Here is a 12,457-nt window from a genome sequence, read left to right as displayed (position 1 = left end):
CTCCCCTACATTTTGTCGATCACCGACTGCACGCCCTCGGTCGGAGCATCGACGGACGATCCTGCCACCATGATGGCGGCGACGATCGCTTCAGGGTCGTCGACGACCAGCGGCTTGACCCGCTGTGCGGTGTGGATGAAGCCTTCGGCGGCCATGTGATCGAGCAACGCCAGCATCGGATCCCAAAATCCTTTGACATTGGCGAAGACGATCGGCTTGCGATGATGGCCAAGCTGCCCCCAGGTCATGATCTCGACGATCTCCTCGACCGTGCCGATCCCGCCCGGCAGCGCCACAAAGGCGTCGGATTTCTCGAACATCCTGTGCTTGCGCTCGTGCATGTTGTCGGTGATCAAGAGTTCATCGAGCCGGTCAAGCGCGGTTTCGCTCGCTTCCTTGTTGATCAGGAAGCGCGGAATGATGCCCGTTACCTTGCCGCCGGCCTTGAGCGCGCCTTCGGCGACAGCACCCATAATGCCCTTGGTGCCGCCGCCATAGACCAGCCGCAGTCCCGCTTTGGCAATCGAGCGTCCGAGCAGGTGTCCGGCCTTGATATAGGTTTCATCGCGGCCCGGAGACGAGCCGCAATAGACGCAGACGGATCGAATCGTGTTCATGCCGATGATTGGTGATTGGGTCTGAAAGCCGGGTCAAGCCCCAAGAGTTAACAGCCTGGGCTTTTTCTTGTCGGTATTGGTAAAACAGGCTAGACCGGCGTTAGGTGGCTAAGGGGTAGGGAAGTATGGCGATTAATCCACTGAAGGCGTTTCTGTTCGCGGCGGGTGGGACCGTCGCGGCCGCGGGAACCGCCTATGTATCGGGCGCACTCGACCCGTATCTCAATCCCATGCCGCCGGCGCGAGTGGCGGCGCAGACGCCGCCCGCAGCGCCAAAATCGGCCGATCCCGGCACCGAAGCGCGGCTGCCCGCCGCGGAAGCCCCTGCGGCTCCCGCCGCGGTGCCCCAGGCAACGGCACCGGCCGCACCGGCCGCGGACGCGGCGGCGCCGGCTGCGGCCGGTCCGGTCGCACCGTCCTTCGATGTCGTGCGCGTCGAAAGCAATGGCTCGATTGTCGTCGCCGGCAATGCGGCGCCCAACGCCAAGGTCGAGATCCTCAACGGCTCGACGGTGCTTGGCTCGACGGTCGCTGGTCCCGATGGCGCCTTCGTTATCATTCTCGACGATCCGCTGAAGCCCGGTGATTATACGATCGCGCTGCGCGCGACCACGGGCGATGTCGTAACGCCCTCGGTGCAGACCGCCGTGGTTTCGGTTCCCAAGGATGCGGCCGGCCAGGTGCTGGCCATGGTCGAGGAGCCGGGCAAGCCGGCCGAATTGCTGACCGTTCCCGCGCCCGCGGCAAAGCCGGCTGCTCAGGCCACCGCGCCGGCTGCTCCCGCAGCCGAAGCGCCCGCAACTGCTCCGGCACCAGCCGCCCCAGCACCTGCCGTGGTGGAAGCAGCACCGGCTCCTGCGCCGGCGACGCCGCCCGTTGCAGGCGTGACCGAGCCCAAGATCGTCGTCGAGGCGGTCGAGATCGACGGCAGCAAGATCTTTGTCGCCGGTCTCGCCGATGCCGGCCGCAAGGTGCGCGCCTATGCCAACGACATCCTGCTCGGTGATGCGCAAACGTCGACGGATGGTCATTTCCTGGTCGAGGCGACGCGCGACATTCCGGTCGGCAGCTACACAATACGTGTCGACGGCCTCGATACCGACGGTGTGACAGTTGTGGCCCGCGCAGCCGTGCCGTTCGAGCGCGAGCCGGGCGAAGCGGTCGCCGCCGTGGCACCCTCGGCGCCGAAGCCCGTTCAGCCCAAGCCGGCCGCACCTGCCGCCGCCGAGGCGCCGGCCGCGGCCGAAACGGCCCCGGCCACGACGCCTGCTCCCGCCGCCGAGGCTCCGGCCGTTGTAGCGGAGGCGACGCCGCCGAGCGATGTGCCCGAGACCGTGGCGCCCAAGCTTGAACATGCCGACGGCGCCGTCATCATCCGCCGCAACGACACGCTGTGGCGGATCTCGCGGCGCGTCTATGGCCACGGCGTACGATTCTCGACCATATACCTCGCCAACCAGGACCAGATCAGCGATCCCGACCGCATCTGGCCGGGGCAGGTGTTCAAGGTCCCGGAAAAGTCGAAGGAAGGCGAAGCCGCCGACCTCAAGGCGATGGGCGAGCAGGCAACGACAGCGCCGGCCAAGACCAACTAGTCCAGGCCATCCAAAGGCCGACGTCAGCTAGTTCGTTGAGCCGCTCAGGTGCAGTTTGAATCCGATCATGTTCGGATCGCCCAGGTCGGGGCGTAGGTTCATGCTTGGAATCAAGTAGTCGCCGCCATTCTGCCGGCGATAGGGGATGGGTTGCGTGGTCGCGAGCGTCCTCATCCTCTCGCGCAGGCGCTCGGCTGTGGGTTCGAAGTCGGCTTCACCGAAGCGGTCGACGCTGTAGGCGACGAATGGCGGAAGGACGTCGTAGCCCGGGTAGTAGAGGATCCCGTGGTTGATCGGGAACAGCAGATCATCAATTGGTCCGTTGACGCCACGAGGGGCATAGTGCTCCTCCCAGCCGCCGGCGGTCACGACCAGCATTGCGCGCTTGCCTATCAAGGTTCCTTCGCCGTAGCGGTCGCCCCATCGTTTGTCGCTATGCTCACCCACACCGTAAGCGAAGCCGTAGGCGAAGACCCTGTCGACCCAGCCTTTGAGGATCGCCGGCATGGCAAACCACCAGAGCGGAAACTGGAGAATCAGGGTATCCGCCCATAGCAGCTTTGCGATCTCGGCCTTGACGTCCTCTGTCAGCGCCTCGGCCTCGAAAGACTTCTTTGATGCTGCGGCAGGCATCAGCCGCGCGTCCGGCGCCAAAACCGGAAAGTCGGCCCGATCAACCGCTGATTTCCAACCCTGGGCGTACAGGTCCGTCACCCGCACTTCGTGGCCTTGTGCCTCGAGTTCTCTGATGGCGACGTCGCGGAGCGCGCCGTTGAGCGAGCGCGATTCGGGATGTGCGAAGACAAGTAGGATTTTCATGCGGGGACTCCGAGGATTGAAAAACTGATCCCTTAGCTAGGCAATATCGGCGTAATCCGCTACGCGTTCATAATGCATAAGATTGTGCCGGATAATGGATAAATCGGATATCACCCTCGAACGTATGCGCACCTTCGTTCGCGTCGCGGAACGGGGCAATCTGTCGTTGGTTGCCGGTGAACTGGGTACCGGACAATCGACGGTCACGCGGCATCTGCAGGAACTCGAAGAGGCAGTCGGTGCGCCTTTGCTCAGCAGGACCACCCGGCGGGTCACGCTGACAGACGAGGGCAGCCGGTACTATGCCAACAGCGTCCAGATCCTGCGCCTTGTCGAGCAGGCCGGTGACGAAGCGCGGGGCGCACGTGGCGCGCCGGCCGGCACCGTTCGGATATCCTGTACTGCCGCTTTCGGGGTCTTGCACACCAGTCGGCTCATCTTCGATTTTCAGGACCGATATCCCGACATCGGCGTGGACCTCAGCCTCACCGATGAGCGTGTCGATCTCGTCAGGGAAGGTGTCGACATCGCGCTTCGGTTGGGGCCGCTCACCGACAGCTCATTGAGGTTGCGGGCCCTCGGCCTATCGCGGCGCCTGCTCGTGGCATCGCCGGATTATCTGGCGATGCGAGGGAGACCGGCTGTCCCGTCGGACCTATCTGGACATGAGGGCATCCGGATGTCGAACGTGGTGGGCAGTGAAACGCTTGCTTTGCAGAGCGCCGGAGGCGAGCGCCAAATGGTGCCTTTCGCGGGGCGACTGCGTGTCGACCATGGGCTTGCTGCGCGCGAGGCCTTGGTCGCGGGTCGAGGGATCGCACCGGCTCACCGATGGCTTGTCGACGATCTTTTGGCGGCGGGCCTGCTCGAGACGATACTGGATGATTATTCGCTGCCATCCGCCCCTTTGAACATGCTGATTGTGCCGGAGCGCGCGGGCGTTGCAAGGGTTCGCCTGTTGATCGACTTCCTGGCCGAACGGATAGCCGATATCCCGGGGGTCGAGAAGTCCAGTTCACAGCGTTAGCCGCTATCTGCTCTGCCCAGAAGAGTAGCTTGCGGCAGCGGCGACCATCGTTTATCGCCGATGGACGATGAGTGACAGCTCCTACGAAACCGATAGACTCCGCCCCACGTCGGAGGCCCCCGACAGTCGCACCGTAGCCGCTCGGCTGGCAGCGCTCTCGCACCCGGCGCGGATCGAAATCCTGAAGCACCTGTCGACCAGCAACTTCTGCTGCTGCCGCGAAGTCGTCGATCGTTTCGATCTGGCGCAATCCACCGTGTCACAACATTTGAAGATACTGGTCGATGCCGGGCTGGTCCGGTTCGAGCCTGATCGCCAGCGCTCGCGCTATGCGGTCGACCACGTCGCGCTCACCGAAATCTCGGCGTCGCTGGCCGCGCTCGTCAATTCCTGCTGCTCCGGCCGCTAGTCAAAAAGACATAAGAAGGCGCCAAAAATGGCCGAAAAAACCGTCTCCGACTCCTCGACCTTCAAGACGCTGCTCAATCTGTGGCCCTATATGTGGCCGGCGGACCGCGCCGATCTGAGAGCCCGGGTCACCTGGGCGACGCTGTTGCTCGTCGTCGCCAAGCTGACGCTGGTCGCCGGTCCTTATTTCTTCAAATGGGCAACGGACGCGCTGGCCGGCGACTCCAAATCGGTACCACCGCTGCCGACATTTCTGCTGGCGCCGGTCATGCTGGTCGTCGCCTACAATGTCGTGCGCCTGGTGCAGCTTGGCTTCAATCAATTGCGCGACGCGCTGTTTGCACGCGTCGGTCAATACGCGGTGCGCCAGCTCGCCTTCCGCACCTTCGTTCACATGCACCAATTATCGCTGCGCTTCCACTTGGAGCGTCGCACCGGCGGCCTGTCGCGCATCATCGAGCGCGGCACCAAGGGCATCGAGACGATCGTGCGCTTCATCATGCTCAACACGGCGCCGACCATCCTCGAATTCGCGCTGACCACGGGCATCTTCGCCTACACCTATGGCTGGAAATATGTGGTCGTCGTCGCGGTCACCGTCTGGGTCTATGTCTGGTTCACTGTGCGCGCCAGCGACTGGCGCATCTCGATCCGCCGCGACATGAACGACAGCGACACCGACGCCAACACCAAGGCGATCGACTCGCTGCTCAATTACGAGACGGTCAAATATTTCAACAACGAAGGCATGGAGGCCGAGCGCTTCGACCGCTCCATGGCACGTTATGAGGTCGCCGCGACGCGCATCTGGACCTCGCTCGGCTGGCTGAATTTCGGCCAGGGCATCATCTTCGGCCTCGGCACCGTCATCGTCATGTGTATGTCGGCGCTGGAAGTACAGGCCGGTACGCAAACGGTCGGTGACTTCGTCTTCATCAACGCCATGCTGATGCAGCTGTCGGTGCCGCTCAATTTCATCGGCTTCATCTACCGCGAAATCCGCCAGGGGCTGACCGACATCGAGCAGATGTTCGACCTTCTGGATGTGCCGCAGGAGATCGTCGACAAGCCGGATGCCAGGCCGCTCGCCGTGAGCGTCGGCAAGGTCGAGTTCCGCGACGTGCATTTTTCCTATGACCCGAACCGCAAGATCCTGAAGGGCATCAGCTTCGAGGTGCCGGCCGGCAAGACCGTCGCCATTGTCGGGCCTTCGGGTGCCGGCAAATCGACCATCTCGCGGCTTCTGTTCCGCTTTTACGACGTTCAGTCGGGCCAGGTGCTGATCGACGGCCAGGATATCAGGGACGTGACGCAGGAGAGCCTGCGTGGCGCGATCGGCATGGTGCCGCAGGACACCGTGCTGTTCAACGACACCATCGCCTACAACATCCGCTACGGCCGCATCGGAGCCAGCGAGGAGGATATGCAGAAAGCCGCTGAACTAGCCCAGATCGGTCCGTTCATCGAGCGATTGCCTGACGGCTACAAGTCGATGGTCGGCGAACGCGGGCTGAAGCTTTCGGGCGGCGAAAAGCAGCGCGTGGCGATCGCCCGCACCATCCTGAAGGCGCCGCCGATCCTGATGCTCGACGAAGCGACCTCGGCGCTCGACAGTCACACCGAGCAGGAGATCCAGACCGCGCTCGATCTGGTCAGCCGTGGCCGCACCACCATCGTCATCGCCCACCGCCTGTCGACGGTCATCACGGCCGATGAGATCATCGTGCTGCAGGACGGCCAGATCGCCGAGCGCGGCACCCATGCCGAGCTGATGCGCAAGCATGGCCTCTATGCCTCGATGTGGGACCGCCAGCGCGAGGCGACCGAGGCCGAGGAGCGCCTACGCATCGCCCGCGAGGGCGACGAGCTTGGCGTTGTCGTTCGCCGGCGCACGTCGGAGGTGAATTGAAGGTTCGGCGTGTGAGTTGATTTTTGCGCTTGACCTCAACTTAAGTTGAGATTGTAGGCCGTTCCTGGGGCCCAAAACACCAGGATCCAGGAACGGAGCAATCGAAATGAGCAAGACAAATCAGGACGTTGACGGCGGCAGCGTGTTCAGGGTGGACAAGTTCGTCGTGCCGGCCGCCGCCCGCGAGGAGATACTCGCCAAGGTCAGGACAACGCATGAATTGCTGCGCCTGCAACAGGGCTTCGTGCAGGATTTCCTGCTCGAGCAATTCTCGGGGCCGGGCGAATTCAACCTCGTCACCATCGTCGAATGGGAAAGCCAGGCGGCCGTCGACAATGTCGTGCCGATCGTCAAGGCAGCGCACGAGCGCATCGCTTTCAACCCGCAGGAGACGATCGCTCGGCTTGGGGTGCGGGCCGACATTGCCAACTATCAGCGGATTCCGGGGCTGTAGAAAAGCCGTTACGGCCAACCGATGCCAGGTGCCGGCGCTTCGATTTTGAGCACCTGGCCGGTACGGGCTTCAGAACGTCTTGGGATTTGGGATCATGGACGGGCAACCTTTTCCCGCGCCTTGAACCGTCGGTGTCCCGAATTCTGCCGACAACGACACTGACCGGGCAAGCGGATCGCGACCCCTGCCGGCGCACCCAATACGGCCTTCCCTATTGTTGCGTTGCGGCGAAGGGGGCTTTCGGCTATTGAGGCCGGACTTGGAACGGAGCCTGTTTTTAGCAGATGAGCCTTGTCGATACGGTCAAGAACGCATTCGTACCGATCCATCGCGAAGGCTATCCCTTCATCGCGGCCTTTGGCGCGGCGACGCTTTTCCTCGGCTATTTCTCCTCGATCCTGTTCTGGATCGGTCTGATCCTGACGGCCTGGTGCGTTTATTTCTTCCGCGATCCCGAGCGCGTCACGCCGGTCGATGACCGCCTGGTGGTCAGCCCCGCTGACGGCATCATCTCGGCGGTAGGACCCGCCGTGCCGCCGCGCGAACTCGGCCTCGGCAATGCAGAGATGACCCGGATCTCCGTGTTCATGAACGTCTTCTCCTGCCACGTGAACCGCGCCCCGGTGCGCGGCCGTATTGCGAAAATCGAGCACCGGCCGGGCAAATTCCTCAATGCCGAACTCGACAAGGCCAGCACCGAGAACGAGCGCAACGGCCTGGTCATCGAGAGCCCCAACGGCACGGTCGCGGCCGTCCAGATCGCCGGCCTGGTGGCGCGCCGCATCGTCTGCTGGGCCGAGGCCGGCGGCTCAATCGGCACTGGCGAGCGTTTTGGCCTGATCCGCTTCGGCTCGCGTGTCGATGTGTTCCTGCCCCTGACCGCCACGCCGCGCGTTGCCGTCGGCCAGACGGCGGTTGGCGGCGAAACCGTGCTGGCTGAATTCGGCGGTGTTGCCGGCACGCCTCTTGTTCGGGTTTCCTGACCGGTGGGCACGCAATACAAAAAGTTCGAGGCCCATGCCAGCGGCGGTCCGCGCATCCGCGAAATCCCGATGCGAATGGTGCTGCCCAATCTGGTCACCGTGCTCGCCATCTGCGCCGGCCTGTCCGGCATCCGCTTCGGCTTCGAAGGCCGCTTCGAGCCGGCGGTGGTGATGGTGCTGCTTGCCGCCTTCCTCGACGGCATCGACGGCCGCCTGGCGCGGATGTTGAAGGCGACCTCCAAATTCGGCGCTCAGATGGATTCGCTGGCCGACATCGTTAATTTCGGCGTTGCCCCGGCTCTGGTGCTCTATGCCTTCCTGCTCGACCGCGCCGGCTCGCCGGGCTGGATCGCGGCACTGCTGTTCGCCATCGCCTGCGGGTTGCGCCTCGCCCGTTTCAACGTGCTCGACGACGAGAAGGGCGATCGCCCCATATGGCAGTCCGAATATTTCGTCGGCGTGCCGGCGCCGGCGGGCGCCGTGCTGGTGATGCTGCCGCTCTATCTCTATTTCCTGCGCACAGGGCTGGAGCCCAGTCGCCCCGCCGCCTTCGTCGCCACCGGCTTCACCATCCTGGTCGCCTTCCTGCTGGTCAGCCGGCTGCCGGTCTATTCCGGCAAAAGCCTAAGGATCCCGGGCGACAGGGTGTTGCCGATCATCCTCGGTGTCGTACTCTACGTGCTCCTGCTGATGACCTATCCTTGGTACACGCTGACCGCCTCGGTCGCCGGCTACCTGATCTTCCTGCCATTCAGCGTGCGCGCCTATTCGAAGCGCGCCAAGCGCGAGGGCGAGAAAGTGCCGCCCTCCGATATAGGTTAGAAAATTCGCAGAAGTGCTTGATCTGACTCAGGCCGCGACGCCGAGCCCCAGCCTGTCGATCGCCAATTTCCTCGTCGACACATAGTCGGTGTTGCCGGAACCCAGCACCGGGATTTCCTCCACCTTGACGATGTCGTTCGGCACCATCAGTTCGGCTGCGCCCGCCTGTTTGCCGAATTTGCGCAGCTCGTCGGGATTGGCATCGTCGGCGGTAGTGACCAGCACGATGCGCTCGCCGCGTCTCTTGTCCGGCACCGCCACAGCCGCGTGGCGCTCCTCCGGCCACAGCGACTGCACCAGCATCTCGACCGCCCCCAGCGACACCATCTCGCCGGCGATCTTGGCGAAGCGCTTGGCGCGGCCGCGAATGGTGATGAAGCCCTCGCGGTCGACGGCGACGATGTCGCCGGTATCGTGCCAGCCGGTCAGCGGCTGCAACTCACCTGGGCGGTCCGACGTCATGTAGCCCATCATCAGGTTCGGTCCGTCGAGCCACAATTGGCCGGCGTCGGAGATGCCCTCGACCGGCTCCAGCTTCATGCGCATGGCCGGCAGCAGCCGCCCGACCGTGCCGTCGCGGCCATGGATTGCCGTGTTGACGGCAACCACCGGTGCCGCCTCTGTCAGTCCGAACCCTTCGATGATCTCGGCCTGGAAGCGTTCGCGATAGACGCGGTGGGTTTCCGGCTTCACCGCCTCGGCGCCGGCGACGACGAAGCGAAGGCTGGAAAAATCGCCGTCCTTGGCGGTGCGCGCGTAGTTGGCGAGGAACGTGTCGGTGCCGAACATGATGGTCGGTTTCACCTTGCGCGCAACCTCGGGGATGATCTTGTAGTGCAGCGGCGAGGGGTAGAGGAACAGCTTTACCCCGGTGACCAGCGGCAGGATGGTGCCGCCCGTCAGGCCGAAGGAGTGGAACACCGGCAGCACGTTGAGCAGGATGTCGGCCGGCGAGATGGTGATCCGCGCCTCGGCCTGCATGGCGTTAGCGTACAGGTTCTTGTGCGACAGCACGACCGCCTTCGGCGTGCCTTCCGAGCCCGAGGTAAACAGAATCACGGCCGGCTTCGCCGCATCCTGCCGCTGCAGCGGCCAGCGCCACAGCAGAGCGGCGGCAAGCTTGTCCAGCGCGGTAACGCTCTCCCGCACATCCTCCAGCCACAGCAGCTTGGCGCCGCCTTTTTCGACCGCCGCGACGATATCGGCCAGATCGGCCTTCTCGACGAAGGCGCGGGAGGAAATCACGGTCCTTATCACCGCCGTGCGCACGGCCGCGGTGACGCTCGCCGGTCCGGCCGTATAGTTGATCATCGCCGCCACCCGGCCGGCCGACAGAAGGCCGGTGAGCGACAGCACGACGCCGTTGGCATTGGGCAGCATCACGCCGACCGCCTCGCCCGGAGCCGTCACCGCCTCAAAGCGCCTGCCCAGGACGCGGGCGCCGATGAACAGCTTGCGGTAGCTCAGCGCCCCGGAGATCACGTCGTCGATGATGGTATGCGAAGCGCCGACGCGGTCGGCGGCATCGCGCATGGCCAGGAACAGGCCACGATCGAGGTTGGTGCCGAAGAGCCGCGCCTCGGCGACACGGTCGAACAGCGCGTTGGTGTTCGAGGCCTGATCGGGGTTCCGCGCCACCAGTTCGGCGATGGTCATCGGCTCCAGCACGCTGATCGACAGCTGCGGAAACCAGTGTCGTGGCGCCTTGTCCGCGGGTGTCAGCGACACCGGCAGGCCGCGCGCGCCGCCGACGAAGATCGGCACGATCTTGGCATCGGCCTGCATGGCGATGCGGGTGACGGCACGAAACAACCGAAACGTCTTGACGTCAGGCTCGACCGCATCCGGCAGATAGACGGCGAGCCGGCCCTTGCCCCTCAGCACCCGCACCAGCCGGCGGCTGACGAAGAGATGTTCGGCGTTGAAAGCGATGGTACGGCCAAGCTCGCGCCAAGGTTCAAGCCACGGCGAGCGCGCCGAGGCCTCGTCGAGTATGTGCAGTGTGTCTTCCGGCAGCAGCGACAGCATCAGCGCCGGTTCGAAGCGCGATTGATGCGAGATGACGTAGATGACTGGAGTCTGCGCCTTGCGGGCGATCCTGATACGGCTGTCGGCGATCCGGTAGGCGAGCTTGAACGGCACATAGAGCAGCGCCTGGGTAAAGCGCAGGCCGAGGCGGAATTTTTCCACCACGCCGATCAGCAGCCAGGCCAGAACAAGACCCGCAAGCAGCGCCAGTGTCAGGACCATGCCGCGTCTCTCCCAACATTCTTAGCATCTCGGCTCTTTTGCGGCCGCTTCGGCCAGAACCTAGACGATGTGGGAGCAAGGTCAATGCGGAGCTTTTGCTTCCCTTGGTGCGGGAAGCTGCTTGTCATGCCGCCTGCAGCCGTCCACTGATGAAACGAAATTCCTGCGTCTTGCCGCCATAGCCGTAAGCGGCTGCCGGCACTTCATGTACGAAGGCGTAGCTCTCCTCGTGCACGCCGCCCAGCAGACGGCCGAAGGCCGCGAAGATCGCCTTCAGATAGGCCTCCAGCTCAAGCTTGGTGTTGGTGCCGTCGACCACCTTGATATCAAGCCAGAACGTGCTGGTGCCGTGCTCGGCCAGCGACTTGCCGCCGGCGAACCAGTGCTGCGGATCGACATAGGACACGGCAACTGCCGTGATCGTCGGGTCCTTGCGCAGCTGCGTCGCGGTGATTTCGGTGGCCTCCTTTGCGATGCTGGCTGAAAGAGCCGCGTCGGGCTTGCCGGTGACGCTGATGTTGATGATGGGCATTTTTCTTCTCCTTGGCTTGAGCGGCGTCCGATTGCCGTTGAAACAGCCATGCCACCAACTTTAGATCAAAAAAATCGAATTGTTTTTAATTGAAGATTCGATAACATAGAAGTATGGAAACGCTCGATCCCGATCTCCTCCGAACCTTCCTCGCTTTCGTCGACAGCGGCTCACTGGCCCAGGCGGCTGCAAGCATCGGCCGTTCGCCCTCGGCGGTGACCACCCAGATGCAGCGGCTGGAGGAAATCCTCGGCGAGCCGCTGCTGGCGCCGCAAGGGCGAGGGCGCGGCTTGACCCCTGCAGGCGAAGACCTCGTCGGCCATGCCAGGCGAATCCTTGCCACCCATCGCGAGGCCTGGCTGGCGCTCAAGGGGGCGCGCGCTGCCGGACGCGTCGCCATCGGCACGACACAGGATTTCGCCGACAGCGGCCTGCCGGACCTGCTGCGTGCCTTCGCCGGCAGCCATCCACGCGTCAGGATCGAATTGCGGGTCGGCCGCTCCGCCGAACTGGCGCAGGCGCTGCAGTCTGGCGGCCTCGATCTGGCGATCGTTATGCGCCAGGCAGCGGCGTTGGACGAGGTCGGCGTGCTGCGCGAGCCGATGATATGGCTGTGTTCGCAAAAAGGGCTGGCTTCGCGGCAGGAGGAATTGCCGCTGGCGCTGCTCGATCCGTATTGCGGTTTTCGCGAGGCAGCACTTGCCGCACTCGATGCTGCCGGCCGCCGCTACCGCATCGCTGCCGGCAGCGCCAGTCTGGCCGGCCTGCGCACGGCGGTGAACGCCGGTGTCGCGCTGACGCTGCGAACGGCTCGCTTTGCCCATTCCGGCATTGTCGAGGCGCCGCGCGAGCTTGGCCTGCCGCAGGTTCCAATGGCTGAGTTCGCCATCCGGTTGCGCGCTGGCTCCGATGGTCCGGCGGGCGATCTGGCGGCTCTGCTCGGCGGCAACCTTGCCTTGTCGGGCTGAATGCCCAAAGAAAAAGCCGACCTTACGGTCGGCTTGGAGTAGGACGGGCCGAGGGGTTTGGGGGGACTTGGGG

General features: G+C 64.0%; 12 protein-coding genes. 8 read left to right on the top strand and 4 right to left on the bottom strand.

What is annotated here, in order from left to right; genetic code table 11:
* Positions 1-5: 5 nt before the first annotated feature.
* Entirely contained in the window at positions 6-617 is a 612-nt protein-coding gene (locus EJ079_RS29500; protein ID WP_127332138.1) for a TIGR00730 family Rossman fold protein, read from the bottom strand.
* Between the two features lie 125 nt (positions 618-742).
* Here EJ079_RS29500 and EJ079_RS29495 point away from each other — a divergent pair, with 125 nt between their 5' ends.
* Positions 743-2,212 carry a LysM peptidoglycan-binding domain-containing protein gene (locus EJ079_RS29495; protein WP_127810873.1) on the top strand — a complete coding sequence of 490 codons (1,470 nt, stop codon included), beginning with the start codon at positions 743-745 and terminating at the stop codon, positions 2,210-2,212.
* A gap of 27 nt (positions 2,213-2,239) precedes the next feature.
* On the opposite strand, the gene EJ079_RS29490 is transcribed toward EJ079_RS29495, so the two are convergent.
* On the bottom strand, positions 2,240-3,031 hold the full coding sequence (locus tag EJ079_RS29490) for an NAD(P)H-dependent oxidoreductase (protein ID WP_127810872.1): 792 nt from the start codon (positions 3,029-3,031) through the stop codon (positions 2,240-2,242).
* A gap of 94 nt (positions 3,032-3,125) precedes the next feature.
* Between EJ079_RS29490 and EJ079_RS29485 the strand changes: the two genes are divergently transcribed.
* The 6 genes from EJ079_RS29485 to EJ079_RS29460 all read left to right on the top strand — a co-directional run bounded on the left by EJ079_RS29485 (position 3,126) and on the right by EJ079_RS29460 (position 8,634).
* A complete protein-coding gene (locus tag EJ079_RS29485; RefSeq protein WP_127810871.1) occupies positions 3,126-4,058 on the top strand; it encodes a LysR family transcriptional regulator in 933 nt (310 codons plus the stop codon).
* 67 nt (positions 4,059-4,125) lie between these two features.
* Entirely contained in the window at positions 4,126-4,467 is a 342-nt protein-coding gene (locus EJ079_RS29480; RefSeq protein ID WP_127810870.1) for a metalloregulator ArsR/SmtB family transcription factor, read from the top strand.
* Between the two features lie 27 nt (positions 4,468-4,494).
* Positions 4,495-6,375 carry an ABC transporter ATP-binding protein/permease gene (locus EJ079_RS29475; protein ID WP_127810869.1) on the top strand — a complete coding sequence of 627 codons (1,881 nt, stop codon included), beginning with the start codon at positions 4,495-4,497 and terminating at the stop codon, positions 6,373-6,375.
* Between the two features lie 106 nt (positions 6,376-6,481).
* Entirely contained in the window at positions 6,482-6,829 is a 348-nt protein-coding gene (locus EJ079_RS29470; RefSeq protein ID WP_127810868.1) for an antibiotic biosynthesis monooxygenase, read from the top strand.
* 284 nt (positions 6,830-7,113) lie between these two features.
* Positions 7,114-7,812 carry a phosphatidylserine decarboxylase gene (locus EJ079_RS29465; protein WP_127268237.1) on the top strand — a complete coding sequence of 233 codons (699 nt, stop codon included), beginning with the start codon at positions 7,114-7,116 and terminating at the stop codon, positions 7,810-7,812.
* A 75-nt stretch (positions 7,813-7,887) separates the two neighbouring features.
* Positions 7,888-8,634, top strand: coding sequence for a phosphatidylcholine/phosphatidylserine synthase (locus EJ079_RS29460; RefSeq protein ID WP_236383118.1), 747 nt, complete (start codon positions 7,888-7,890; stop codon positions 8,632-8,634).
* 27 nt (positions 8,635-8,661) lie between these two features.
* Here the strand turns inward: EJ079_RS29460 and EJ079_RS29455 are convergent, their stop codons facing one another.
* Entirely contained in the window at positions 8,662-10,884 is a 2,223-nt protein-coding gene (locus EJ079_RS29455) for an AMP-binding protein (protein WP_127810867.1), read from the bottom strand.
* A gap of 124 nt (positions 10,885-11,008) precedes the next feature.
* Positions 11,009-11,416: a 4-oxalocrotonate tautomerase family protein gene (locus EJ079_RS29450; RefSeq protein WP_127398975.1), complete on the bottom strand. Its 408-nt coding sequence runs from the start codon at positions 11,414-11,416 to the stop codon at positions 11,009-11,011.
* 113 nt (positions 11,417-11,529) lie between these two features.
* On the opposite strand from EJ079_RS29450, the gene EJ079_RS29445 reads away from it, so the two are divergent.
* A complete protein-coding gene (locus tag EJ079_RS29445; RefSeq protein ID WP_127810866.1) occupies positions 11,530-12,384 on the top strand; it encodes a LysR substrate-binding domain-containing protein in 855 nt (284 codons plus the stop codon).
* Positions 12,385-12,457: the final 73 nt, after the last annotated feature.

This window comes from Mesorhizobium sp. M7A.F.Ce.TU.012.03.2.1, from assembly GCF_004006095.1.
Classification (GTDB): domain Bacteria; phylum Pseudomonadota; class Alphaproteobacteria; order Rhizobiales; family Rhizobiaceae; genus Mesorhizobium.
The sequence above is the reverse complement of the archived record's forward strand: the minus strand, read 5'-3'. Positions and strand labels throughout refer to the sequence as shown.

Coding starts and splice junctions, on each gene's coding strand:
- EJ079_RS29480 (WP_127810870.1), top strand. CDS start 4,126: ATGAGTGACAGCTCCTACGAAACCGATAGACTCCGCCCCACGTCGGAG.
- EJ079_RS29485 (WP_127810871.1), top strand. CDS start 3,126: ATGGATAAATCGGATATCACCCTCGAACGTATGCGCACCTTCGTTCGC.
- EJ079_RS29470 (WP_127810868.1), top strand. CDS start 6,482: ATGAGCAAGACAAATCAGGACGTTGACGGCGGCAGCGTGTTCAGGGTG.
- EJ079_RS29465 (WP_127268237.1), top strand. CDS start 7,114: ATGAGCCTTGTCGATACGGTCAAGAACGCATTCGTACCGATCCATCGC.
- EJ079_RS29455 (WP_127810867.1), bottom strand. CDS start 10,884: ATGGTCCTGACACTGGCGCTGCTTGCGGGTCTTGTTCTGGCCTGGCTG.
- EJ079_RS29450 (WP_127398975.1), bottom strand. CDS start 11,416: ATGCCCATCATCAACATCAGCGTCACCGGCAAGCCCGACGCGGCTCTT.
- EJ079_RS29490 (WP_127810872.1), bottom strand. CDS start 3,031: ATGAAAATCCTACTTGTCTTCGCACATCCCGAATCGCGCTCGCTCAAC.
- EJ079_RS29500 (WP_127332138.1), bottom strand. CDS start 617: ATGAACACGATTCGATCCGTCTGCGTCTATTGCGGCTCGTCTCCGGGC.
- EJ079_RS29445 (WP_127810866.1), top strand. CDS start 11,530: ATGGAAACGCTCGATCCCGATCTCCTCCGAACCTTCCTCGCTTTCGTC.
- EJ079_RS29495 (WP_127810873.1), top strand. CDS start 743: ATGGCGATTAATCCACTGAAGGCGTTTCTGTTCGCGGCGGGTGGGACC.
- EJ079_RS29475 (WP_127810869.1), top strand. CDS start 4,495: ATGGCCGAAAAAACCGTCTCCGACTCCTCGACCTTCAAGACGCTGCTC.
- EJ079_RS29460 (WP_236383118.1), top strand. CDS start 7,888: ATGGTGCTGCCCAATCTGGTCACCGTGCTCGCCATCTGCGCCGGCCTG.